At 63.6% G+C, this 22,653-nt stretch carries 24 protein-coding genes; 6 read left to right on the top strand and 18 right to left on the bottom strand.

The window, feature by feature from the left end; genetic code table 11:
- Positions 1–12: 12 nt before the first annotated feature.
- The 9 genes from FO488_RS02465 to FO488_RS02505 all read right to left on the bottom strand — a co-directional run bounded on the left by FO488_RS02465 (position 13) and on the right by FO488_RS02505 (position 5,900).
- Complete coding sequence (locus FO488_RS02465; RefSeq protein WP_168205843.1) at positions 13–291, bottom strand: Fur family transcriptional regulator; 279 nt, start codon at positions 289–291, stop codon at positions 13–15.
- Positions 275–1,045: an HD-GYP domain-containing protein gene (locus FO488_RS02470; protein WP_149209079.1), complete on the bottom strand. Its 771-nt coding sequence runs from the start codon at positions 1,043–1,045 to the stop codon at positions 275–277. The genes FO488_RS02465 and FO488_RS02470 overlap by 17 nt, the downstream gene beginning before the upstream one ends.
- Positions 1,039–1,788 carry a GGDEF domain-containing protein gene (locus FO488_RS02475; RefSeq protein WP_149209080.1) on the bottom strand — a complete coding sequence of 250 codons (750 nt, stop codon included), beginning with the start codon at positions 1,786–1,788 and terminating at the stop codon, positions 1,039–1,041. The genes FO488_RS02470 and FO488_RS02475 overlap by 7 nt, the downstream gene beginning before the upstream one ends.
- Positions 1,789–1,857: 69 nt before the next feature.
- Positions 1,858–1,986: a FeoB-associated Cys-rich membrane protein gene (locus tag FO488_RS02480; RefSeq protein ID WP_149209081.1), complete on the bottom strand. Its 129-nt coding sequence runs from the start codon at positions 1,984–1,986 to the stop codon at positions 1,858–1,860.
- Between the two features lies 1 nt (position 1,987).
- Complete coding sequence (gene feoB, locus FO488_RS02485) at positions 1,988–4,201, bottom strand: ferrous iron transport protein B (RefSeq protein ID WP_149209082.1); 2,214 nt, start codon at positions 4,199–4,201, stop codon at positions 1,988–1,990.
- Positions 4,198–4,428 carry a FeoA family protein gene (locus FO488_RS02490; protein ID WP_149209083.1) on the bottom strand — a complete coding sequence of 77 codons (231 nt, stop codon included), beginning with the start codon at positions 4,426–4,428 and terminating at the stop codon, positions 4,198–4,200. Before FO488_RS02490 ends, feoB begins: the two co-directional genes overlap by 4 nt.
- A 3-nt stretch (positions 4,429–4,431) precedes the next feature.
- Entirely contained in the window at positions 4,432–4,689 is a 258-nt protein-coding gene (locus tag FO488_RS02495; RefSeq protein WP_149209084.1) for a FeoA family protein, read from the bottom strand.
- A 55-nt stretch (positions 4,690–4,744) separates the two neighbouring features.
- Complete coding sequence (locus tag FO488_RS02500) at positions 4,745–5,596, bottom strand: transporter (RefSeq protein ID WP_240732139.1); 852 nt, start codon at positions 5,594–5,596, stop codon at positions 4,745–4,747.
- Complete coding sequence (locus tag FO488_RS02505) at positions 5,589–5,900, bottom strand: DUF2325 domain-containing protein (RefSeq protein ID WP_149209085.1); 312 nt, start codon at positions 5,898–5,900, stop codon at positions 5,589–5,591. The genes FO488_RS02500 and FO488_RS02505 overlap by 8 nt, the downstream gene beginning before the upstream one ends.
- 491 nt (positions 5,901–6,391) lie before the next feature.
- On the opposite strand from FO488_RS02505, the gene FO488_RS02510 reads away from it, so the two are divergent.
- The 3 genes from FO488_RS02510 (at position 6,392) to FO488_RS02520 (ending at position 11,594) form a co-directional block, all read left to right on the top strand.
- The gene (locus tag FO488_RS02510; RefSeq protein WP_149209086.1) at positions 6,392–8,788 is read left to right on the top strand and encodes a glycosyltransferase; all 2,397 of its coding nucleotides are present in this window, start codon (positions 6,392–6,394) and stop codon (positions 8,786–8,788) included.
- A gap of 178 nt (positions 8,789–8,966) precedes the next feature.
- The gene (locus FO488_RS02515; protein ID WP_149209087.1) at positions 8,967–10,046 is read left to right on the top strand and encodes an alpha/beta hydrolase; all 1,080 of its coding nucleotides are present in this window, start codon (positions 8,967–8,969) and stop codon (positions 10,044–10,046) included.
- 3 nt (positions 10,047–10,049) lie between these two features.
- The gene (locus FO488_RS02520; RefSeq protein WP_370514309.1) at positions 10,050–11,594 is read left to right on the top strand and encodes a GH3 auxin-responsive promoter family protein; all 1,545 of its coding nucleotides are present in this window, start codon (positions 10,050–10,052) and stop codon (positions 11,592–11,594) included.
- A gap of 156 nt (positions 11,595–11,750) precedes the next feature.
- On the opposite strand, the gene mutM is transcribed toward FO488_RS02520, so the two are convergent.
- Positions 11,751–12,554 carry a bifunctional DNA-formamidopyrimidine glycosylase/DNA-(apurinic or apyrimidinic site) lyase gene (mutM, locus tag FO488_RS02525; RefSeq protein WP_149209088.1) on the bottom strand — a complete coding sequence of 268 codons (804 nt, stop codon included), beginning with the start codon at positions 12,552–12,554 and terminating at the stop codon, positions 11,751–11,753.
- Between the two features lie 182 nt (positions 12,555–12,736).
- On the opposite strand from mutM, the gene FO488_RS02530 reads away from it, so the two are divergent.
- Positions 12,737–14,146 (top strand): Fic family protein, encoded by a 1,410-nt coding sequence (locus FO488_RS02530; RefSeq protein ID WP_240732140.1) that lies wholly within the window; start codon positions 12,737–12,739, stop codon positions 14,144–14,146.
- 86 nt (positions 14,147–14,232) lie between these two features.
- On the opposite strand, the gene FO488_RS02535 is transcribed toward FO488_RS02530, so the two are convergent.
- The 5 genes from FO488_RS02535 to FO488_RS02555 are packed head-to-tail and all read right to left on the bottom strand — an operon-like array spanning position 14,233 to position 17,441.
- Complete coding sequence (locus FO488_RS02535) at positions 14,233–15,138, bottom strand: isocitrate lyase/phosphoenolpyruvate mutase family protein (protein ID WP_149209089.1); 906 nt, start codon at positions 15,136–15,138, stop codon at positions 14,233–14,235.
- Positions 15,135–15,539 (bottom strand): carboxymuconolactone decarboxylase family protein, encoded by a 405-nt coding sequence (locus FO488_RS02540; protein ID WP_205743334.1) that lies wholly within the window; start codon positions 15,537–15,539, stop codon positions 15,135–15,137. The genes FO488_RS02535 and FO488_RS02540 overlap by 4 nt, the downstream gene beginning before the upstream one ends.
- On the bottom strand, positions 15,488–15,778 hold the full coding sequence (gene hgcB / locus FO488_RS02545) for a mercury methylation ferredoxin HgcB (RefSeq protein WP_149209090.1): 291 nt from the start codon (positions 15,776–15,778) through the stop codon (positions 15,488–15,490). The genes FO488_RS02540 and hgcB overlap by 52 nt, the downstream gene beginning before the upstream one ends.
- A gap of 17 nt (positions 15,779–15,795) precedes the next feature.
- The gene (hgcA, locus tag FO488_RS02550) at positions 15,796–16,950 is read right to left on the bottom strand and encodes a mercury methylation corrinoid protein HgcA (protein ID WP_255516542.1); all 1,155 of its coding nucleotides are present in this window, start codon (positions 16,948–16,950) and stop codon (positions 15,796–15,798) included.
- A gap of 20 nt (positions 16,951–16,970) precedes the next feature.
- Positions 16,971–17,441 carry a MarR family winged helix-turn-helix transcriptional regulator gene (locus tag FO488_RS02555; protein ID WP_149209092.1) on the bottom strand — a complete coding sequence of 157 codons (471 nt, stop codon included), beginning with the start codon at positions 17,439–17,441 and terminating at the stop codon, positions 16,971–16,973.
- Positions 17,442–17,558: 117 nt separating this feature from the next.
- Here FO488_RS02555 and arsB point away from each other — a divergent pair, with 117 nt between their 5' ends.
- A complete protein-coding gene (arsB, locus tag FO488_RS02560; protein ID WP_149209093.1) occupies positions 17,559–18,611 on the top strand; it encodes an ACR3 family arsenite efflux transporter in 1,053 nt (350 codons plus the stop codon).
- Between the two features lie 106 nt (positions 18,612–18,717).
- Here the strand turns inward: arsB and galE are convergent, their stop codons facing one another.
- The 3 genes from galE to FO488_RS02575 are packed head-to-tail and all read right to left on the bottom strand — an operon-like array spanning position 18,718 to position 21,528.
- On the bottom strand, positions 18,718–19,704 hold the full coding sequence (gene galE, locus FO488_RS02565) for a UDP-glucose 4-epimerase GalE (protein WP_149209094.1): 987 nt from the start codon (positions 19,702–19,704) through the stop codon (positions 18,718–18,720).
- Positions 19,705–19,715: 11 nt separating this feature from the next.
- On the bottom strand, positions 19,716–20,483 hold the full coding sequence (locus FO488_RS02570; protein WP_149209095.1) for a sugar phosphate isomerase/epimerase: 768 nt from the start codon (positions 20,481–20,483) through the stop codon (positions 19,716–19,718).
- The gene (locus tag FO488_RS02575) at positions 20,473–21,528 is read right to left on the bottom strand and encodes a TrkA family potassium uptake protein (protein ID WP_149209096.1); all 1,056 of its coding nucleotides are present in this window, start codon (positions 21,526–21,528) and stop codon (positions 20,473–20,475) included. The genes FO488_RS02570 and FO488_RS02575 overlap by 11 nt, the downstream gene beginning before the upstream one ends.
- Before the next feature lie 276 nt (positions 21,529–21,804).
- Between FO488_RS02575 and FO488_RS02580 the strand changes: the two genes are divergently transcribed.
- Positions 21,805–22,497 carry a GntR family transcriptional regulator gene (locus FO488_RS02580; RefSeq protein ID WP_149209097.1) on the top strand — a complete coding sequence of 231 codons (693 nt, stop codon included), beginning with the start codon at positions 21,805–21,807 and terminating at the stop codon, positions 22,495–22,497.
- Positions 22,498–22,653: the final 156 nt, after the last annotated feature.

A 22,653-nucleotide genomic window follows, 5' to 3' on the forward strand; every position in this document is an offset into this window, starting at 1 on the left:
ACCTTCTCCCTCTCAGTTCGTCTCTTCCGCAACCGACCCATAGCGGGTCGGGCCCCCGTCCGCGCGAATGTCCCTGGCGAGCCCCGATCCGGCAAGCAGTTTCAGGGTGCGGTACACCGTGACGTAACCTATGGCGTGGCCTTGGGCCCGCAACTCCCGGAAGAACTCGTCCGCGCTCAGCCCGTGCCCGTGGGCAAGGAACGCCGTCAGGATGAGCCGCCGCTGCCGGGTCAGCTTGAGGCCCCGGGCGCCCAGGTAATCGTAAAATTGCCGGTCATGGTCCGGTCTCACAGGCCCCCCTTTCTTTCCTGCGCAGCGGCCGGATGGACGATGCCGGCACTTCCGGCGCCAAGGGCGCCTCCGGGACGACGAGCAGCACCGTGCGCACCTCGTCCCGCATCCTCGCCAGAGCCCGTGCCACGGCAGGGTCGAACTGGGTCCCGGAGCAGCGGCCGATCTCGGCGACCGCCTCCTCGAAGCTGCACCCCGGCCGGTAGGGACGGTCCCGCAGCAGGGCCGAAAGGGTGTCGGCCACCGCCACGATCCGTGCCCCCAGGGGGATGGCTTTGCCGCCCATGCCGGAAGGATACCCCCTGCCGTCGTAGCGCTCGTGGTGGCTGAGGATGATGTCGGCCACGTCTCCCGGGCGGTTGAACGCAGGTACCGGGCGCACGATCTCCGCCCCCATCTCGGGATGCCGTCTCATCCAGGACCACTCCTCCTCGTCCAGGGCTCCCTGCTTGTTCAATACGGCATCGGGGATGCCGATCTTGCCGATGTCGTGCAGGTGCCCGGCGATGTGGATCACCTCCACGAGACCGGGGGAAAGCCCCATGCCGGCCGCCAGGATGCGGCCGACCTCGGCCACATCGCGGGAATGGTGGTAGAGCTGCGGGTCCTTGGCATCCACGGCGTTGCCCAGCGCCTCGGCGAACTGGTGCAGGGTGGGGCAGGCGGCGGCGCAGGCCGTCTGCCCGGAAGCGGCTCCGGGAAGCGGCGTGCCGTTGGACGTGGCGCCGGGTCTGTTCCCCAGGAGTTTCAGCATAACGCCACCCGGTTCCTCCCCTCCCGCTTGGCGCGGTACAGCGCCGCATCGGCGTCCGCAACCAGGCGGGCGAAATCCTTCCCCGGGGGGACCGCGGCGCCGCCGATGCTGACCGTGACCAGGCCGCACCGGTCGAAGGGGGGGAACAGCGCCGCGGCGACCCGTTCCCGAAAGCGTTCCGCAATGCGCTGCGCCTCTTCGGCCAGCGTCCCCCGCAACAGGATCAGGAATTCCTCGCCGCCCCAGCGGCACAAAAGGTCGGAACGGCGCAGCCCCTGGCGGGTAAGGTCGCAGAACCTCTTCAGGACGCTGTCGCCGGCTTCGTGACCGTAGGTGTCGTTGATGGTCTTGAAGTGGTCGAGATCGGCCATGAGGAGCGCCAGCGGCAGGCCCTCGCGGGAGAAGCGCTCGACCTCGCTGCGCATGATGGTCCCGGCGGCATGGCGGTTGAGGCAGCCGGTCAGATTGTCGTAATGGGCCATATCCCGGATGATCTCGAAATGTTCCTTGATGGGGCGCACCATGATGTGGGCGGCCAGGCCGGCATCGAAGGCGAGGCGCGTACCGTCGGCGGCGATCACCGCCTTGCGGGAAGCCAGCGGGTCGTAGTACAGAAGGTCGATCAGTTTGCCTTCCCTGAGCCCCATGTTCTTCAGTTGTCTGATCTCAGGTGTCGTCTCGCTGAGGGAAACGACCTCCGCCGTTTCCCCCACAAACATCTCATCTGCGAATATCAGGGGCATTGCATCCCTCCCGGCGCTCCGGCGGCGGGGCGTCCACCACCCGCCGCCGGGCTAACCTGCCATCCCGTCTCACCGCTCGCCGCAACTGCCGCCGTCGCAACCGTGGCAATGCCCCTTTTTCTTCCAGAGGGAGCGGTAGAGCAGCCAAGCCGCGCCGACCAGTATGGCGGCCATCAGCACGATATCCCATGTTCCCATGTCACACCCCCCATCCCAGGAGCCGTCCCCCCTGGTAGACGATCAGCGCCATGCCCCAGGCCAGTGCGCTCTGGTAGACGAAAGCCACCCCGAACCATTTCCACGAGCCGAACTCCTGGCGCATGGCGATGGCCACCACCACGCACGGCATGTAGAGCAGGACGAACACCATGAAGGCATAGGCGGAAAGGGGGGTGAAGGTCTGCTGAATCGTGGCCTTCAGGGGGCCCCGGTCCTCCTTCTCGTCAGCCGAAAGGCTGGAGACGCCGAAGGTGGAGACCACATTGGAGGCCGCTTCCCCGGCCGCCTTGCCGAAGGAGACGGCGATCTCCCGCAGATCCTCCCCGAAGCTCGCCTCGGGTTTTTTCTGCTCATCCTTCTTGGGCGCGTAGATCTCGCCCATGGTGCCGACCACGATCTCCTTGGCGATGACGCCGGTGATCAGGGACGCCGCCGCCTGCCAGGTGCCGAAGCCCAGTGGGCTCAGGACCGGGGCCATCACCTGTCCCGCCTGTCCCAGGTAGGAATCCTTCTTCTGCTCCACCCCCCAGGGGAGGTTCAGGAGGAACCAGACAAAGATGGAAACGGCGAAGATGTAGGTACCGGCCTTGATGAGGAAGTGTTTCCCCTTCTCCCAGGTGTGCAGGCAGAGGCTGGTGAAGGAGGGCATCCGGTAGGGGGGCAGTTCCATGATGAACATGGGGGCCTCGCCCCGGAAGAGGGTCCGCTTGAAAAGAACCCCCATGGCAATGGCCAGGGCGATGCCCAGCACGTACAGGGACCAGATCACCGTGCCCGGATTGTTGGGGAAGAAGACCCCCACAAAGAGGACGTAGACCGGCAGCCTCGCCCCGCAGGACATGAGCGGGATCAACAGGGCGGTCAGCACCTTGTCGCGAGGATTCTCCAGGGTCCGGGTGGCGTAGATGCCGGGCACGTTGCAGCCGAAGCCGAGCAGGAGCGGGATGAACGATTTGCCGTGGAGCCCCATGGCGTGCATGGCCCGGTCCATGACGAAGGCGGCCCGCGCCATGTAGCCGCTCCCTTCCAGGAAGGTGATGAAGAACATCATCATGAAGATGACCGGGACGAACACCAGCACGAAGCCGACCCCGGAGATGACCCCTTCGGTGGCCAGGGAAACCGTCCAGTCGGGGGCGCCCACCATGCCCAAAAGGAGTGCCGCCCAATGCTTGAAGGGGCCGCCGGCCATGTCGCCGATCCAGTCCCCGAACGGTTTGGAAAGGTCGAAGGTCAGCTTGAACACCAGCCACATGGCGGCCAGGAAGATGGGGATGCCGAGAAAGCGGTTGAGCACCACCCGGTCGATCCGTTCGGTCATCTCGACCCGGCGTCCCTCCTTCTTGAAGAGGACCTCCCGGGCCAGCCCGGCGGCCTGGGAGTAGCGGGCGTCGGCCATGAGCGCCTCCAGGTCTTCCCCGTGAGCCCGGCGCAGGTGGTGGAAGATTTCCTCCGGCAGGGCGTCCTTGCCCAGGTTGATCTCCCGGTGCAGGCGCTCGTCCCCCTCCATGAGCCTGAGGAGCAGCCAGCGCTCCGGATAGAGGCCGAACAGGGCCGGGTGCTCCCGGCGCAGGGTGTCGTGCAGCAGGGCCACGGCGGTCTCGATGTCGTCGCCGTAGTTGAGGATGCGCGGGGCATGGTCGGCCGGGTGTGCGGCCGTATCCAGTACCTTGTCCAGCAACTCCGTCAGGCCGTTTTTGCGGGTGGCGGAGGTGGGGACCACGTCGATGCCCAGCATCATCTCCATATCGTGGAGATTGAAGCGGTACCCCTTGCCCTCGGCCTCGTCGTAGATGTTCAGGGCCATGACCACCGGGATGCCCAGTTCCAGGAGCTGCACCGTCAGGTACAGGTTACGCTCCAGGTTGGTGGCGTCCACCACGTTGACGATCAGGTCGGGCCGCTGTTTCACCAGGTAATCCCGGGCGATGATCTCCTCCTGGGTGTAGGGGGAGAGGGAGTAGGTGCCGGGCAGGTCCACCAGCCGGATCTTCCGGCCGTTATGCTCGAACAGGGCCTCCTTCTTTTCCACGGTCACGCCGGGCCAGTTGCCGACCTGGAGCCGGGTGCCGGCGATGGCGTTGATCAGCGTGGACTTGCCCACGTTGGGGTTGCCCGCCACGGCCACCACCAGGGGGCGCGTCTCCGGCGGCGCAGCGGCGTCGCGGCCGGGGTGCTGTGCCTGTTCCGTCATGGGGCCACCTCCACTTCGATCCCTTCCGCCTCCTTCTTGCGCAACGAGAGGCTGTAGCCCTTGATGGTCACCTCCATCGGGTCCCCCAGGGGGGCCACCTTTTCCACCCTGACCGGTTCGCCGGCCAGCACCCCCATGTCCATCAGCCGCCGCTTCATGGGGCCGATGGCCGTCCCGATGCGCACGATCCTCCCCTGTTGTCCCGGTTTCATCATCGCCAGATGCATCCCCTACCTCCGTATCTTTATTTTCATGGCCACGCCGCGATCAACGGCAATCCGTGATTCGTCCACCTTCAGCAGCACCAGGCTGCCGCTGTTGTTCAGCATCTCCACCTGCTTGCCGACCCTGAGCCCCATGTCCTCCACCCGCACGTCCCCCGGTTTGCGTTCCTTGGTGCAGCGGCATTCGCCACATTCCGGCGTACACTGCCCGACCTCGACGATCTCGCCCCGCTCTCCGGGGCCCATCAGTCCCAATGGCATCATTGGCTCGACTCCCTTTCTTCGCCCGCTCCCCGGGGGGAGCGGGCGACATGGCTCGCTAGAATTTGAGCACCACCCCGTAGAGCAGGGCCAGATCGTCCTCAGGCGCGGTGAGCCCGACCTTGACGCCGGCGTCCACATCCAGGAACGGGAGCACCTCGTACCGGGCGCCCACCAGGCCGTAGCTGCACAGTTCGCTGGTTGCTTTGTCCTGGGCCGTGGACAGGCCGAGGTCGGCCACCAGCGTCAGCCCCTTCATGACTTGGGCCTCGCCGGCCAGGGAGCCGGACCAGAGGTCGGAGCGGTTCTCGTCCCTCTGGATGTCGGTGCGGAAACCGTGGTGCTCATACCCCAGGTTGGCGTGGAGCAGGTACTTCCCCTCCGCGAATTCCCGGGTGGCGATGAGCGCACCGCCAAAGCCCCATCTGCCGTCCGAAAGCCCGGTGCTGTATTTGCCGGTGGGCAGAAGGATGGCCGGCTTGATGGCAAGGCTCAGCCCTTCGTGCTCGAAGAAGCGGTACTTCAGCTCCAGGGTCATGTCGCCGAAACCGTCGTTGGTCCCGGCCAGTTGGCCATCCTCCCTGACCCGCTCGCTGAAGAGATAGGGGACCGCCAGGGACACGCCCAGATCCTTGGTGATGCCGGTGGTGATCTTCATCTCGCCGTCGAAGGCCTCGCGGCGCGTGGCGATCCCGTTGCCCGACTCCTTGTCGTAGGCGTAGCCGCCGTTCAACTCCACTTCGGCATGGCCCGGCTCCACGGTTCCGGTATCGTCCGTGACGAGCGGCGGCCCGGCAAAGGACTGGGCCGCGCCCAGAGTCACCATGCCCAGCAGTGCCACCGCTGCGATCCCCCTCCGCATCATTTCCCCCATGCCGTTTTTCCCCCCTGTGATGATGGCCTCAGGCATCCTTCATTCCTCCTTTATGGTTGATGATATGCATGCATTTCAGGCACTCGCGGAGCGTGCAGACCCCGCAGGCGTGGTGCATGAAGACCGGGATATCGTTGGCGCGGGCCGCCGTCATGGCCTCGTTCTTGGCCCGGTGGGACACCTTGTTGGTGAAGATCACCACGGCGTCGGCATGTTTCAGTTTCGCGGCGATGCCGTTCTGGGCGGTGGTGAACACGCTCAACTGCACGCCGGCTTTCTCGGCCTCCCTCAGATACTGCGGCTCCAGGCGGTCCATCCCGCCGATCAGCACAACGCTCATGGTCCTCTCCTTTCTCTGGTAAATGGATATTGATAATCGTTATCAATAAAAGGGCAAAAGAAGGGCAGTGACGCCCTTCGGAGTGCGTAGGGATCAACTCAACTGTTCAGATTCTCGCCGGTGAGATTGCTGCTGTGAAAGCGGCCGGACAGGCCACAAGGGTCGGCTTCTCCGCCGATGCCCCCCTGCCGTGGGGTGTTTCCATGGTCGGCACGCCCGGTGCGCCCGCTGCCCGCATGCTGCGTTCTGTCCGTATCTGTCGGGCTTCCGGTGTGATGAACCATGGGTGCCGCTTCCTCTGTGTGGGGTGGTGGTACTGCTGATGTCACAATATGATATTGAAAACTGAAATCAATATATCGATCGGCAGCCGGGCTGTCAAGGACAAAAAACAGGGCGCAGAAAAAATGCCCCCGCCGCGCCCCGAACAGCCACACAACTATTGCAGAGCCACAACATGTTTGTAATCTTCGCCTGCTACCATCCCGACCATGCGAACCTACAAAGCAGACCTGCACGTCCATTCGAGCCACTCCAACAAGCCCACCTACTGGGCCATGCGCAAGTTCAACTGCCCCGAAAGCTACACCTCGCCCGATTATCTCTACCAGACCGCCCGGAGCCGGGGCATGGACTTCGTCACCATCAGCGACCACAACAGCATCAACGGCGCCCTGGAGATTGCCCACCTGCCGGGTGCGTTCGTCAGCTCCGAGATCACCGCCTACTTCCCGGAAACCGGCTGCAAGGTCCACGTGGTGGTGCTGCACATCACCGAGGCCCAGTTCCGCCAGATCATGGAACTGCGCAGGAACATCTACGAGATGGTGGCCTATCTCCACCGGGAGGGGATTGCCCACTTCCTGGCCCACCCGCTCTACGCCCAGAACGACAAGCTGACCACCGCCATCATCGAGAAGTCCCTGGTGCTCTTCACCACCTTCGAGGTGAGAAACGGGTGCCGGGCACGGCGGTTCAACGCCTTTACCGAGCAGATCGTCACCGGCCTCGACCGGGAGATCCTGGAACGGCTCGCCGACCGGCACGATATCCGCCCCTACGGTGCCACGCCGTGGATCAAGGGGATGGTGGGGGGCTCGGACGACCACGGCGGGCTGTTCATCAGCCGCGCCCACACGGCGGTGGATGGCGCCGACGGCGTGGATGGCTTCATCGAGGCCGTGAAGGCGGGGCGGAGCCGTCCCGAGGGGGAGAGCGGTGGCCCCTTGACCATGGCCCACAGCATGTACGGCATCGCCCACAGTTTCTACCGGGAGCGCTTCGGCGACCGCCGGCACAGTTCGACCCCCTTCATCAGCGCCCTCTTGAACCGCTTCTTCAATGTGGGCTCGGCCCGGGAATCGTTCGTGGAAAAGCTTCGGCTGTTCATCCTCAAAAACATCCCCGCGTCCCGGAGCCAGCGGAGCCGCAGTTTCGAGGAGGTCCTGGACCGGGAGGCACGGACGCTGCTCAACGACGGCGTCTTTCTGGCCACGCTCAAGGGGGCCGACCAGAACCGCACCATCTTCGCCGTGACCAGCTATCTGGCCAACCGCATGATCTACATCTATACCAACCGCCTGATGTCGCTGCCCCTCTCCGCCGGGTTCTTCGACTACGTCACCACGCTGTCCACCATCGGCCTGGTGCACCTGCTGGTGACCCCCTACTACCTGGCCTTCCACCATCAGCACAAGGGCAAGGACATCATGCGCGGCCTCAAGGAGACCTTTCCCCATGCCGGCGACGGCGGGGTAGAGAAGATCGCCCTGTTCACCGATACCCTGGACGAGATCAACGGGGTGGCCATCACCATCCACCGCCTGATCCGGACCGCCCGCAACCGGGGGGTGGAGTTGACGGTGATCACCGCCGGGAATGCCGACGCCCCGCTCCCCGAGGGGGTCAAGCGTTTCGAATCGGTGGGCGATTTCGTGCTGCCCGAATACCCGGAACTGAAATTTTCCTTCCCGCCGATCCTGGACGTCATGGATTACATCGAACAGGGGGGCTTCACCCGCATCCATGTCAGCACCCCCGGAACCGTCGGCCTGTTGGGACTCCTGATCGCCCGCATGATGGACATCCCGGTGGCCGGCACCTACCACACGGACATCCCCCAGTACGTGCGCAGCCTGACCAACGACGAGTTCCTGGAACAGGCCGCCTGGAGCTACATGATCTGGTTCTACAACCAGATGGAGGAGGTCATGGTGCCGTCCAACGGGACCAGGCAGCAGCTCCTCTCCCGCGGCCTGGCACAGGAAAAGATGCAGCCGCTGCCGCGCTGGGTGGACACGGAGCAGTTCACGCCGGTCAGGCGCCGGGCCGATTTCTGGACCAGCCGCGGCATCCCGGAGGGGATCAGGCTCCTCTACGTGGGGCGGGTATCGCGGGAAAAATCGCTGGAACTGCTGGCGGATACGTTCGCCGAACTGATCGACTCCGGCTTCGACGCCTCCCTGGTGATCGTGGGCGACGGGCCGTACCGCCAGGAGATGGAGGCGCGTCTTGTGGGGTATCCGGCCTTCTTCACCGGCTATCTGGCGGGGGAGGAGCTGCAGGACGGGTACGCCTCGGCCGACCTGTTCGTCTTTCCCAGCGCCACCGACACCTTCGGCAATGTGGTCCTGGAGGCCCAGTCCTCGGGATTGCCGGTGATCGTCTCCGATGCCGGCGGCCCGAAGGAGCTGATGGCCGACGGCGAGACCGGCATGGTCTTCGGCGCCGGCAGCGGGGCGGAATTGGCCGCCGCCATCCGGTACTTTCTCAACAACCGGGCGGTGCTGGCCGAGATGAGCCATAACGCCCGCAGGTTCACCCTGCTCCGGGCCCCCGCCAGCGGCGCCGCCTACAGCACCATCCTCCAGAGCGGCCGGGCGGCCTGACCGCAGGCAGCCTGCCGCACCAGTTGTTCCCCCCATGTTATGCCGGGATCGAAGTCGTGGTCCCGGCGCTTTTTTCGCGATCGCAACAGAATCTTCACCAACTGTTGCCCGTTCGCCGCCGGTGCGTAACGTTGCCGTGCTTTACTGGCGGGAGCAGGCACGAAGATCAGGAGGCGACATGAAATCCGTTTCGTTAAAGACCGGCCCGGCGAAAGAGACCCACCCCGTACTTGTTTCGGCAGCGACCATGGCACACGGCTTCATGCGCTCCATGGCCATCAAACCTTACGCCCCGCGGGACCGGCGCCGCGAATTCGGCCTGATGAAGAGCGTTCACAATATGCCCAGCGTCCGGTGCCAACTGTTCCGGGAAAAGGGGGCCGGGTCCCTGCCGACCATCGTGGTCGCCGGTTTCGTGCCGGACGCCACGGAAACGATCGAATTCCAGCGCCCGCTGTTGCGCCGCTACGGCAGCATCTACTATTTCAACTATCCCCGCAACGGCTTCTCGGCCGCGATGTTTTCCGCCCAACTGTCCGACCTGATCGACGATATCCACGCCCGGGGCACCAAGCCGCTGATCATGAGCGTCAGCTTCGGCTCCGGCCTGCTGGTGGATTTTCTCCGGCGGGCCGACGAACAGATCCACGAGAAGATTCGCGGCCTGCTCCTGGTCAGTCCGGTCATCTGCACCGACGACCTGATCCGCCCCTCGGGGGAGAAGCGGGACGGCATCCGTTTCCTGGAGAGCAGCCTGCAGAAGATCATCACCGCCGACCCGGCCAAACGGGACGAACTGGAGAAGCAGGTGGAACGCTCGCGGCGCTGTTTCCAGGCCCTGTTCGCCGCCGGCGCCGAAAACCGGGTGCTGAGCAGCAAGCATTTGGCCATTCGCCGCAAGATCATGGATGTCCTGGCCCATACCTCGGCCCTGGGGGGGTACGAGCGGGTCAAGGCGCTGCGGGAGCTTGCGTTCCCCACCCTTGACGGCTCGGTCTTCGCCGGGCCGGTGCTGACGCTTTTGGCGGAAAACGAGGGGGATATCCTGGTGCCGCTGTCGCCGACCCTGGCCCTTTTTGCCGATTCGTGCCGCTACACCAGGCTGTTTCCCAACTGCCGGGTGAAGAAGGTCATCTCCAAGAACGAGGGGGACAGCGTGCCCCACGCCTCCATGATCTTCCACCACGACGCCTACAACCCCCTGCTGGAAAGCTGGTACAGCAAGCTCTCGGCGCCGCTGCTCCAGATGGCGGTCTGATCCATGGCCCTTCTCAGGCAGGCATTGCGGACAGGCCCCGTGCAGGGGCTCATCAGACAGACGGCCGCCTTTAGGGCCCGGCGCTTCCACCAGCGCGACCCGCTCGCGACCCAGCGGGCCATCTTCCAGCAGCTCGTCGGCACGGCGGCCGGGACCCGGTTCGGCCGCGACCACGACTTCCCGGTCCTGGCGCGCCTCCCTTATGACCAGGCCTACGCGCGGTTCCGGCAGTTGGTGCCGATCCGCACCTACCAGGAGTTCTGGGACGACTATTTCCAGGCCGGCTGCCGCATCGGCATGGACGGCACAAAACGGATCTGCCTGGATGACGTCACCTGGCCCGGCAGGGTGCGGATGTTCTGCGAGACCTCCGGCACCACCGCCCCGACCAAGTACATCCCGTTTTCCGGCCGGATGTTCGACGAGAACCGCCGGGCGGCCACGGATATGATCTCCTGCTATCTCGCCGCCCAGCGGGCGTCGCGCATCGGTTCCGGCAAGATTCTCTACATGTCCGGCTCCACCGAACTGAACGACATGGGGGAGGGCATCTGTTCCGGCGACATGAGCGCCATCACGCTCCGTTTCCGGCCCCGCTGGCTCGACCCCTTCGTGGAGCCCCAGGCCCCCGTGTCGGCCCTCCCCTGGGAGGAGAAGCTCCAGGCCATGGCCGAACTGCTGCTGGGCGACCCGGACATCCGGGTCATCTCCGGCGTGCCCCCCTGGATTCTGTTGCTCCTGAAACACTGCGCCGAGATGGGGGGCAGGCCGCTGACGGAGCTACTGCCCCATCTGGAACTGATCATCCACGGCGGCACCAGCATCAAGCCCTACCGCAGCGAGTTCGAGGCGTTGTTCCCGGGGCGGCTCCCCCATCTGCTGGAGCTTCTCCCCTCCTCCGAGGCCTTCATGGCGTTCCAGCGGCAGGGGGACGCCCAGATGCGCCTGACACCCTTTTACGGCGCGTTCTTCGAGTTCGTGCGCTTCGAGGATCTGGACGAGCAGGGGAGGCCGGCGCGGGACGCCGTGGCGATCCCCCTGGAAGAGGTGCAGACGGGCCGGCGCTACGCCGTGATCCTCAGCACCTGTTCCGGGCTGTGGCGCTACCACATCGGCGACACCATCCGTTTTACCTCGCTCGCACCGCATTTCATCGAGTTCACCGGCCGGGACCGCTTTCTGGACAAGCTGGAGGAGAAGGTGACCCAGGGGGAGGTGGAACGGGCCATTGCGGAGCTGAACGCCCTCGGAAGCTGGAATGTGCGGGAATTCATGGTCGGGGCCGACGTGCCGGCCCGGCGGCATGTGTGGGTGCTGGCCACGGCGGGGGCGGGCGGGAACACGGAGCAGGCCGCCCATCTGCTGGACATCGCCCTGTGCGACATGAACGCCGATTACGCCACGTTCCGCCGCCAGGGGCGCATCCACCCGCCCCAGGTGGTGACGGCAGGTGAAGGGACGATCTACGAGTGGTCCAGGACGGTGCGCGGCAAGCTGGGGGGCAGACCAAGATTCCGCACATCGACCCGACCGCCGATTCGTCCATGATCGCCAGCCTGCGGGAGTTCGTCGGGCGAGGCTGAAGCGGACAGGCAGGCCTGAAGCGGCAAGGGCTGCCCGATCGGCAGCCCTTTTGCGTGCGTCATGCTTGGGGGGTAATCTTTTGATACAGAGGGGTGGAGAGGCAGGCCGGGGGGTAGGAGGCTATCGTTGGCAGCGGGGGCAGAAGACCGTGCTCCGGTTCCCCAACCGGATCTCTTCCAGCGCCCCGTTGCAGCGGGTGCAGCTCCCTTTGCCCCGCCCGTACACGGTGAACTCCAGGGGATGGTAGGCGGCCGAGTCCTCCGCCACCCGGTAGGTGCTCCCCTGGTCGATGGATTCCTGCAACACCTCCCGGATGGCGAGGGCCAGCCGCTCGCACTCCGGAAGGGAGAGTGAGGAGGCGGTCCGGTCGGGGCGCAGCGCGGCGCGGAACAACGCCTCGTTGGCGTAGATGTTGCCGACCCCGGCCACCGTGGCCGCGTTCATGATGTACTGTTTCACCGCAACCGTGCGGGAACGGCTCGCCTGGAAGAGGTAGTCGCCGTCGAAGGCGGGGGTGAGCGGTTCCGGGCCGATGCCGGCCAGGAGCTGATGCCCCGCCGGGGCGTCGGTGGTCCAGGCCACGGTGCCGAATTTGCGCGGGTCGTGGAAGCGGAGCGCCGAGCCGCCGGCAAAACGGATATCGAGATGATCGTGCTTGCCGGGCGGCGTGATGTGGGGGAGGAACCGGAGAAAGCCGGTCATGCCCAGGTGGATGATGAGCCACCCCGCCTCGCAGTCCAGCAGCAGGTACTTGCCCCGCCGTGCCACGGAACGGATGGTCCGCCCCGGCAGGACTGTTGCCAGTTCTTCGGGAATCGGCAGGCGGAGCTTCGGAGCCCGCACCTCCACACGTTCAACCCTCTTGCCCATCAAATCCGGTTCCAGCCTGCGTCGGGTCAGTTCCACCTCGGGGAGTTCCGGCACCCTTACCTCCTGCGGCGTTCCCGCCGTAATTCTTCATTTTAATTGTGACTGTTCGAATAATACGGCATTGTCACGCCTATTGAGAGTGCTTTTTTGCGACAATTATTTTGTCTGTTAAATTGATTTTTCAGACAAGATGTGTCATTAATAGTGTCGGAAAACAAGGGCCATGGGGTAACAAGGTGATCAAGACTATTGCCGATAACGAGTTGACATTAATTGAAAAGTGCATTGCCGGGCACCAGGAAGGCATCGGCGTCTCTGCATTAGAAGCTGAGCTTTCGGTGCATGGATTTGCAATGCAGCGGCGGACTCTGTTGCGCCGGCTCGTGGTGCTGCATGACCGGGGCCGGATTGCCCCGGTTGGAGAGAAAAAGGGGCGTGTATACTTGCCTGTCAGGCAAGATGCGCTTTTGCATGCTGAAGATGCAAAAGCAATCTCCTCTGCCGACATAATCGCTCTTGAACAATACGTGCCTCTATCGCCTGAAGGTGAGGAAATCATGGCATATGTCCGCCAGCCTCGCCAGATGCGCAAGCCTGTCGGATATGACCAAGGTTTTCTCGAAGCGTATTACCCTAACGAGACCTGCTACCTAACGGTCGAACTGCGGGAACAGCTTCGTCAGATCGGCACGCCACCCGAAGATGAACATCCGGCCGGGACCTTTGCCAGAGATATTCTGAACCGGCTGCTGATCGATCTTTCCTGGGCCTCTTCACGACTTGAAGGCAACACCTATAGCCGCCTCGACACACAGCGGTTGATTGAATTCGGTCAGGCGGCCGAAGGGAAGGATGCCCTTGAAACACAGATGATCCTCAACCACAAGGCTGCCATCGAGTTGCTGGTGAATGAGGCAGATCTGGTCGACGTTACCCCGCTCACCATCTTAAACCTGCATGCACTTCTTTCTGATGGGCTTCTGGCACACGGCAGCGCCTGTGGAAGGATTCGTCACCGTCCGGTTGACATCGGCGGAAGTGTCTACCTGCCGATTGCCATGCCGCAGCGGCTTGAAGAACTTTTCAGGATAATTCTCTCCACGGCCCAGGAGATCAGAGACCCATTTGAGCAGGCTTTCTTCCTCATGGTGCATCTGCCATACCTGCAACCGTTTGAAGACGTTAATAAGCGTGTTTCCAGATTGGCCGCCAATATTCCCTTGATCCGGCACAATCTCTGCCCTCTTTCATTCATCGACGTTCCGGCACGTGCGTATGTAGAAGCCATGCTCGGGGTGTACGAACTGAACAGAGTCGAACTGCTGCGTGATGTCTTTGTCTGGGCCTATGAACGTTCTTGTCAGCAGTATCTGGCAATCCGCCAGGAACTCGTGCCGCCGGACACCTTCCGTTTGCGGTACCGGCAGGCACTCGGCGAAACAGTCAGGGCGATTGTCCTGCAACAGCAACGGCCGACCAAAGAAACAGTGACAGCGGCCATTCCTCTCTCGGTAAGCGCAGAAGACCATAACACGTTCGTAGAGCTTGTCCTCGAAGAGTTTGAAAACCTGCACGAAGGGAATGCGATACGTTTCGGCATCCGCCCTTTGGTATTTGCGGCATGGCAAGAGAAGGTCAAGCCGTAAAACGGCCCGGGGATAGTCGCTCGCTTGGGCGTCTGCCAAAGCCAGGATGGGTTGAAACCGTCAAACTTACAAACAAAAAGCAGGGATCATCTCGCCGCACTTTCCGAATAAGAGCTTGTACGGTTGAGCAGGTTCTCGACCTCCGCTTTCGTCAAGGCCTCGCCGAAAAGGGTTTTATAGGTCCCCTCTCCGGCCAGTTCGGCCGCAATCCTTGCGGTGCCTGCCAAGGCCGCCCGGAATGCCCCGGGGCCGATGCTCAGACGTGCCACCCCCATTTTATTCAGTTCGGGAACACTTGGGGTAACGGGTGTGGCGAAGATATTGAGAGGCGCATGGATCGTCGCAACCAGGCGCGCTATCAGGTCCCTGTCGAGCCTGCCGGGGACGAAGATGCAGTCGGCGCCCGCCTCGCGGTAGGCATTGGCCCGCTTCACCGTCTCCCGGAATTGCGTCTCCGGGTCCTGGAAGGGGGTCAAATAGGTGTCGGTCCGGGCGTTGATGACCAGGGGGATCCCGAGGGCGTCGGCGGCTTCCCTGACGGCGTGCAGTTTTTCGCACTGAACGCCCGGCTCAAAGAGCGGCCGCCCGGGGTCACGGGTGGCGTCCTCCAGGTTGACCCCCACGGCCCCGGCCTTGATCACGCTCCTGACCGTCCCGGCAACCGCGGTGATAGCCGTGCCGTAGCCCGACTCTATGTCGGCGTTGACCGGAAGGTCGGTATGCCGTGCGATGCGCTCGATCACCGCCACCATTTCCGGGAAAGGGATATGTTCCCCGTCCGGGTAACCGAGGGAGGCGGCAATGGCGTTGCTCGTCGTGCCGATGGCCTGGAACGACGCCTGTTCGAAGATTTTGGCGCTCGTCACATCCCAGGCATTGGGGAGAACCAGGGTATCCGGACCTTGGTGCAGCCCGAGAAAGACCGCTGCCTTCTGCCGTTGTCGATCGGACGGGGCGCCATCCCGGGGACCATTACGTGCGGGGCCGCTCATGTCAGCGTCTCATTCATGGAGGCCTTCCGTTCTTTCCGCATGCGCCGTTGCACCTCGCCGAGTTGGGCGTTGACCTTGCCGGCGGCAACCGCCATCACCACGCCCTGGACGGCGCCGATCTCCTCGGCCGTGATCCCGGCCCCCTCCACCTGCCCCAGGTAATACTCCATGCAGGGGGAGCAGCCGAACGCCATGGCTGCCCCCAGGTGGAGCAGGAGCGTGGTCTTGGGATCGAGGATCCGATTTTCCCTGACCGTGTCGTAAAACTCTCCGAATGCCTTCTGCTGTTGTTCCGGCAACATGGTTCCCTCCGTAATGGTCGTGGTTTCGACGCCGGTACCGCAACGCATCAGGAACAGCAGGTGCCGCTCGGCGCGCGCAGTTTGCGTTCCTGGAGCCACTCGTTGATCATCCCCGAGGCGCAGCCGACCCCGGCGTCCACCGTGATGGCCTTGACCGGACAATTGAGGGCGCAGGCGCCGCACTCCATGCAGGCGTCCCGGTCCCGGAGGGCCGCCTTCTTTTCCGCCAGGGAGAACACCTGGTGGGGGCAGACCTCCAGGCACCTGCCGCAGCCGGTGCAGGCCGCCCGGTCCAGCTCAAGGGTTACCACGTCGCGCAAATATCGGAAGCCTTTCATGGCTCGCTCCTTCGTAATTACAGAAATTTTCCCGCCAGGAGCAGCACCACGCTCGCCAGCAGCGCGCCGCCCATGGCCGGCAGGGCGATGCGCATCTCCTTCTTCACCCCCGAACGGGAGGTGTAGGTGCTGCACCCGGTAAAATTGAGGGTGTGGAAGGCGCTCACCGCGGGCAGCGCCAGGAAGAGGGCGCCGATAGCCGGCATACCCCAGGCGGGACCTCCGGCCAGAAGGTAGAACGCCCCGCCCCAGATCACCCCCGCCACGGCCCCCTTGACGGCAAAACTCTTGCCGGGGAGCCAGGGGAGGAGCAGCGGCCCGACGGCGACCCCGGCCACGACCGCACCCACATAGGCGAAAAGGGCCGTCACGCCGGCCGTGAGGCCCCCCGCGGCGGCTACGAGCAGCAACACGACACCTGCGATGACGGCGACGGATTTGAGGGCCATGACCAGTTCCACCGGCACCAGCACCAGCCGTTCGTAGAGGGTGAAGGTCAACTGCCGCATGGCCGGGGTGGTGGCCATGCCGTTGTCCAGGTACTCCGGCAGGTCGGCGGCCCTGATGGCGGCGAAGCTGACCGTGAAGCCGCAGCGCCGCGTCACCTGATACCCCGCCACGCCCGCCGCCCCCAGGATCGGCAGGATCAGGCGGCGGTGGCTGACCACCTTGCCCAGCCCGGTGGCCGCGACCCGGCGCACCACTTCGCCGGTGCCGAAGGTTCCTTTGCCGGCCGCGCACCAGACGTTGATGCCGTAGGTCTCCAGCACCAGCAGCCAGACGTTGCGTCCCGCCAGGGTACGACGGATGATGTCGTAACTCATCTTGTAGTTCGCGGTCACCACAACCGGATCGGCCGCCGTGGGCCGCCCGATGGCGTAGATGCCGGGCGGCACCATGTAGTTCATCCTGCCGATGCCCCAGCGGGCCTTGCAGGCGCCCAGACGGTCCCGGAATCCGAGTTCGGACGCGATTCTGGGCACCCGGCCGGCCGGGGTTTCCAGCCACTCGATGAAACCGGGTACCTTGTCCGTGATCTCTCCGCCCCCGGCGGAGGTCGGGGGGCCTCAGCAGGGGGGCTTGTCCAGCCCGTCACCGGAGGCTTCGCCGCAAGTGGAGGCAGCCGGGGTGCGGTCCGCCTCCGTGGCCCTGCGGATGCTCGTGATCTTCATGGGGCCGCCTGTCCCGTTATTTAGTTGCAACATGCAATTTTACCTCCCTGCTGTGAGGCGTCGTCGCCGGCCTTGGCCACCGCCTCGTTCAAAAGCTCCAGCGACCTGACCACCGTGTCCCGCTCGAAGCCGCTCATGTGGGAGAAGACCCGTTCAAGGGTGGCCGCCATGTAGCCGTCGATCTTTTTCAGCACCTCGGCCCCGCCTGCGGTCAGCCCCAGGAGGCTTACCCGCCGGTCGTCGGGCGAAACCTGCCGCGTGATGAGGCCTTTTCCTTCCAGGCTCTTGGCCTGGCGGCTGAAGGTGGTGACGTCTATGCCCAGTTCCTCGGCCACCTGCTGCATGGACGGGCTCCCCATTCTCCTGATCTCGAACAGGATGTGGCTCTGCACCATGGACACCTGCTCGCCGCAGCATTCGTCGCAGCAGGAGGCGTTCAGCAGGCCGAAGCGGCGTACGAATATCTGCAGTTCTTCCCGGATGGATTTCATCGGTTGTTCTCCTGTGGGTAACGTTACACAATTTAATTGCATTTTACAACTAAATTGTGTAGCGTTTATGGCGACAGGCTTGGCTGTGGCCAAATTCAGGTTTCAGGAGCATACATCATGGGCGAACACGTATCCCGCAAACTTTCGTTTCTCGACCGCTGGCTGACCCTGTGGATCTTCGCCGCCATGGCCCTGGGCGTGGGACTCGGCTGGCTCGTGCCGGGGGTGGAGGGCTTCATCGACAGCTTTCAGGTCGGCGCCACAAATATCCCCATTGCCGCGGGGCTGATCCTGATGATGTATCCCCCTTTTGCCAAGGTGAAGTACGAGGAGATGCCCCGGGTCTTCCGAAACGGGAAGGTGCTGGGGCTGTCGCTGGTGCAGAACTGGTTCATCGGCCCGCTGCTGATGTTCGTGCTGGCGGCCGTCTTTCTGCCGGACAAGCCGGAGTATATGGTGGGATTGATCATGATCGGCCTGGCGCGCTGCATCGCCATGGTGATCGTCTGGAACGAGCTGGCCAGAGGGAACACCGAGTACGCCGCCGGGCTGGTGGCCTTCAACAGCATCTTTCAGGTGCTGTTCTACAGCGTCTACGCCTGGTTCTTCATCACCGTGCTGCCGCCGCTGATCGGCCTCAAAGGGGTGGTGGTGGATGTGGGGATCGGCCAGATTGCGAAGAGCGTTTTCATCTACCTGGGCATCCCCTGCATCGCCGGGGCCCTGACCCGTCTGGTCGGCGTGAGGCTGGTGGGCAAGGAACGCTACCACGCGAATTTTGTCCCCCGGATCGGTCCCATCACCCTGGTGGCGCTGCTCTTCACCATCGTGGTCATGTTCAGCCTCAAGGGGCAGCTGATCGTGCAGTTGCCCCTGGATGTGCTGCGTATCGCCATCCCGCTTTTGGTCTATTTCGTGGTCATGTTCCTGGTGTCGTTCTGGATGGGCAGGCGCCTGGGGGCTGACTACGGCAAGACCACCACCCTGGCCTTCACCGCGGCCAGCAACAACTTCGAGCTGGCCATCGCCGTGGCGGTGGCGGTGTTCGGGCTCAATTCCGGGGCTGCTTTCGCCGCCGTGATCGGGCCGCTGGTGGAGGTGCCGGTGATGATCGGCCTGGTCAACGTGGCCTTCCGGTTTCAAAAACGGCTGTTTGCCGGCGGCGCCTGAACGCCGTACGGGATGCCGCCCAATCGCGCCGGCGGAAACGGCACACCGGATGACCATACCGCGCCTGCGGCACGGGTGGGGCCATACACCGTCCGCAATCGTCGATTCAGCGCCCCGCCAGTTTACTCTCCCACCGCCAGGCGTCGGCGACGATCGTCCGCAGGTCGTCATACCGGGGCTGCCAGCCGGTCAGCCGCCTGATCCTGTCGGCCTTGGCCACCAGCGAGGCCGGGTCGCCGGGACGGCGCCCCGCCTCTTTCACCGTGAAATCCACCCCGCTGACCTCCTTGACCATCCTGAGCACCTCCCGCACGCTCCCCCCCCGGCCATAGCCGACGTTCATGGCGGTGGGCTCGCCCCCCTCCTCCAGGTACTGCAAGGCGCAGAGGTGGGCGGCGGCAAGGTCTTCGATATGGATGTAGTCGCGGATGCCGCTGCCGTCCGGGGTCGGGTAGTCGGTGCCGTAGATGGCTACGCTTGCGCGCATTCCCAGGGCGGCCTGGCAGGCCACCTTGATCAGGTGGGTCGCCTCGGGGGTGCGCTGCCCCATGCGGGCCCGGGGATCGGCACCGGCCACGTTGAAGTAGCGCAGGGCCACGTACTGCATGCCGTGGGCGGCGGAAGTGTCCCTCAGCATCCACTCGCTCATCAGCTTCGAGGTGCCGTAGGGGTTGATGGGCGCCAGGGTGCTCTCCTCGGAGGCCGCGTCGCCGTCGGGGATGCCGTAGACCGCGGCGGTGCTGGAGAAAATGAAGCGCCGCACCTCGAACTTCGTGCAGGTCTCCAGAAGCCCCAGGGTGTTGCGGGTGTTGTTGCCGTAGTATTTGAGCGGCAGGGAAACCGACTCCGGGGCCACGATGGAGGCGGCGAAGTGCAGGACCGTGGTGAAGCGGTGGCGTTCAAACGCCGCCTCCAGGGTCTGGCGGTCGGCCAGGTCCCCCACGATCAACTCCTCTCCGTGGATCAGGGCGTCGCGGAAGCCGGTGGAGAGATTGTCGTAGACAACGACCCTGCGCCCCGCTTCGCTGAGTTGGCGGACGACGTGGCTGCCGATGTAGCCGCAGCCGCCGCTGACGAGAATGGTTTCCGGCATGTTCTGGCTCCTCACAGATAGTTTGGGATAGTCTTCAGCGCCCGTTGCAGGTGTTCGATGCTGTGGGCCTCGATGGTCCAGGCGGCGTCGGGCGCGTAATGCTTCAAGAGGCCGAAAAACAGGTCGAGGTCGATCTCCCCCTCGCCCGGCGGCAGGTGCTCGTCCGTCTGGCCGTGGTTGTCGTGGATGTGGCTCTCGGCGATGTACGGGCCGAGTTCGGCGAACCACTCCTCCATGCGCACGGTGGTGAACATGTTCCAGTGCCCCACATCGAAACAGTGCCGGAAGCGGGGATCGTCGATGCCTTCCAGAAGCGCCCGCAGGGTGGAAGGCTCCTTTTCGAAGATGTTTTCCACGGCCAGGACCGTGTCCAGTTCCCGGGCGCAGGGGATGAACTCCCGCCAGAACTCGATGCTGTTGCCCAGCCAGGCCAACCGGTTATCGCCGTAATGCAGGTCGTCGAACCCGGGATGCACCACGATCACCCGCGGCCGCAGCAGTTCCGCAGCCTTGAACACCTGGTGGAACCGCCGCCGGGTCGCCTCCCGGATGCCGGCATCCAGGGCGCCGGGGCTCAGATCCATGAAGGGGGAGTGGATGGTGACGGCAAGTCCCGCCGTGTGGATGGCGTGGGCCTGGACGGCCAACTCCTCCCAGGCCATGCGGTCCAGCGCCTCGGCCGGCAGGTAGATCTCGGGGTTGATGTGCCGCTCCACCAGATAGGGCAGGTATTCGGGCAGTTGGGGATAGGGGACGTGGGCGTGGATCCTATTTTTCATGGTCGCTGTGCTCTTTCCGGTGTTGTTTGATGACCTCGTCCGTGGCGGTGCGCGCCACCAGGTCGTCCAGTTTGGTGATGGCGCCCGGCTCGCCCAGGACGATCAGGGTATCGCCCCCCTCGACCTTGGCCTGGGAGTGGGGGTTGAAGACCATCTTGCCGTGGGCCTTTTTGATGCCGACGATGATGACGCCGATCTCCTTGCGGAAACCGGAACTGACCAGGGTTTCCCCCACGAAGGCGGAGTGGGGGGGGATGGTGATCTCCTCCATCTGCAGGTCCATGTGCTCGCTGCCGGTGGCGATCTCGATGAAATCGACCACGTTGGGGCGCAGCACCGACTGGGCCATTCTGCTGCCGCCGATGAGGTAGGGGGAGACCACCTTGTTGGCCCCGGCCCGTTTGAGTTTGATGTCCGACCCTTCCTCGCCGGAACGGGCCAGGATGTACAGTTCGGGGTTGAGGCCGCGGGCGGTGAGGGTGATGTAGACGTTTTCCGTGTCGGAAGTGACCACCGAGATGAGGCCGCGGGCCCGCTTTATGCCGGCCTTGAGCAGGCTCTCGTCCTGGGTGGCGTCCCCCCTCATGTGCAAATATCCTTCTTCCTTGACTTTTTCAAGCGTATCGCCGTCTTTTTCCACCACCACGAAGGGGAGGCCATTGGCCTTGAACTCCTTGCAGATCAGCGAGCCGATCCGGCCGAAGCCGCAGATGATGTAATGCCCCCCCAGTGCCTCGATCATCTTCTCCACTTTTTTCCTCCCGATAACCCGTTGAATCTGCCCCTCGAACATGATCTGGGCCAGGCTGCCGACGATATAGCCCAGGACGCTCACCCCCACCACGATCAGGCACATGGTGAAGATCTTGCCGCCGTCGGATAGATCGTGTATCTCCCTGAACCCCACGGTGCTCAGGGTGATGACCGTCATGTAGAGGGCGTCGAGCGGTTGCCACTTCTCGATGGTCATAAAGCCGGTGGTGCCTGCCGATACCAGGAGCAGGAGCACCAGCACGGATATTTTCAGGTGGCGGACGGGGTCCATTCAGCGGGTCTCCTCAAACAGCTTGTCGGCAATCTCCTGCGAGGCCGTTCAGCGGCAACCTGGCAAATTTTAAGAAGATTACCCGCAGCGCCCGTAAAATTCAAGGATGATTATTCTTTTTCATCCATTTCCCAAGGAGTGTCCCGCGCCCCGGGCACGCCAAAACCGTTCCTTAGTGGCACTAAATATACAATAAACTGCAATACCGTAAGGTTGCGGTTGACAAATAATGCATACTGTATACAATACGTGAAAACTTTTGGAGCCCGGCCACCCATGAAAAAAACGATGGAGAAGCATCTCACCCTGCGGGAAAAGATACTGGAAAATATCCGAGACGCCATCATCTCCGGAGCCCTCAAGGCCGGTAGCCGGGTTTCTGAACCGGACCTGGCCGAACGCTACGGCATCAGCCGGACCCCTATCCGCGAGGCCTTCCGCCAGCTGGAGTCGGAGGGCTACCTGACGGTGATCCCCCGCAGAGGGGCGGTGGTCAGCGATTTCAGCGAGAAGGATGTGGAGGATTTCTACGCCATAAAGAGCATTCTGGAAGGGTATGCCGCCCGGCGGGCCTGCGAGAAGCTGACCCCCAGGGAACTGGACCGGCTGCAATCGATCAATGACCGCCTGGCCGAGTTGGCCGCGCATAACGACATCAAGACCTTTTTCAAGGTCCACAACGATTTTCACGACGTCTTCATCAAGGCTGCGGACAACGAAAAGCTTCGCGAACTGATCAACAGCCTGGTGACCCGCTTTCAGCGCCTGCGCCTGATGTCGCTCTCCCTGCCCGGCCGCATGGACAACTCTGTGCAGGAACACGAAAAGATCATCGAGGCCTTCCGCAGCAAAAATGTCGAGGCCGCCGAGATGCTGGTGCGCAAGAATGCCGTGTACGGCGGCCAGGCGCTCATGGACTGCGGTATGACGATTTTTCCCCCATCCGACGCCATGCCGATGGATCTCTGAAAAAGGCGCTCCGGGCGACCAGCGCCTGGGGCGGAAGCTGAAATCCCCCGCGGTCGTGCCGCCTTCGTAGCATCCCCATGCCGTTATCCCGCGATTCCTTTTGCACTTTCCCTATTTGTATGGTTTAATCAATCCTGCTTCGCTGTATGATGTCCC

The organism is Geobacter sp. FeAm09, from assembly GCF_008330225.1.
Taxonomy (GTDB): Bacteria; Desulfobacterota; Desulfuromonadia; order Geobacterales; family Pseudopelobacteraceae; genus Oryzomonas.

Coding starts and splice junctions, on each gene's coding strand:
- FO488_RS02480 (WP_149209081.1), bottom strand. CDS start 1,986: ATGGGAACATGGGATATCGTGCTGATGGCCGCCATACTGGTCGGCGCG.
- FO488_RS02580 (WP_149209097.1), top strand. CDS start 21,805: ATGAAAAAAACGATGGAGAAGCATCTCACCCTGCGGGAAAAGATACTG.
- arsB (WP_149209093.1), top strand. CDS start 17,559: ATGGGCGAACACGTATCCCGCAAACTTTCGTTTCTCGACCGCTGGCTG.
- hgcB (WP_149209090.1), bottom strand. CDS start 15,778: ATGAAAGGCTTCCGATATTTGCGCGACGTGGTAACCCTTGAGCTGGAC.
- galE (WP_149209094.1), bottom strand. CDS start 19,704: ATGCCGGAAACCATTCTCGTCAGCGGCGGCTGCGGCTACATCGGCAGC.
- FO488_RS02535 (WP_149209089.1), bottom strand. CDS start 15,138: ATGAGCGGCCCCGCACGTAATGGTCCCCGGGATGGCGCCCCGTCCGAT.
- feoB (WP_149209082.1), bottom strand. CDS start 4,201: ATGACGGAACAGGCACAGCACCCCGGCCGCGACGCCGCTGCGCCGCCG.
- FO488_RS02515 (WP_149209087.1), top strand. CDS start 8,967: ATGAAATCCGTTTCGTTAAAGACCGGCCCGGCGAAAGAGACCCACCCC.
- FO488_RS02505 (WP_149209085.1), bottom strand. CDS start 5,900: ATGAGCGTTGTGCTGATCGGCGGGATGGACCGCCTGGAGCCGCAGTAT.
- FO488_RS02475 (WP_149209080.1), bottom strand. CDS start 1,788: ATGCCCCTGATATTCGCAGATGAGATGTTTGTGGGGGAAACGGCGGAG.
- FO488_RS02490 (WP_149209083.1), bottom strand. CDS start 4,428: ATGCATCTGGCGATGATGAAACCGGGACAACAGGGGAGGATCGTGCGC.
- FO488_RS02495 (WP_149209084.1), bottom strand. CDS start 4,689: ATGATGCCATTGGGACTGATGGGCCCCGGAGAGCGGGGCGAGATCGTC.
- FO488_RS02575 (WP_149209096.1), bottom strand. CDS start 21,528: ATGGACCCCGTCCGCCACCTGAAAATATCCGTGCTGGTGCTCCTGCTC.
- FO488_RS02570 (WP_149209095.1), bottom strand. CDS start 20,483: ATGAAAAATAGGATCCACGCCCACGTCCCCTATCCCCAACTGCCCGAA.
- FO488_RS02470 (WP_149209079.1), bottom strand. CDS start 1,045: ATGCTGAAACTCCTGGGGAACAGACCCGGCGCCACGTCCAACGGCACG.
- FO488_RS02555 (WP_149209092.1), bottom strand. CDS start 17,441: ATGAAATCCATCCGGGAAGAACTGCAGATATTCGTACGCCGCTTCGGC.
- FO488_RS02520 (WP_370514309.1), top strand. CDS start 10,050: ATGGCCCTTCTCAGGCAGGCATTGCGGACAGGCCCCGTGCAGGGGCTC.
- FO488_RS02500 (WP_240732139.1), bottom strand. CDS start 5,596: ATGCCTGAGGCCATCATCACAGGGGGGAAAAACGGCATGGGGGAAATG.
- FO488_RS02510 (WP_149209086.1), top strand. CDS start 6,392: ATGCGAACCTACAAAGCAGACCTGCACGTCCATTCGAGCCACTCCAAC.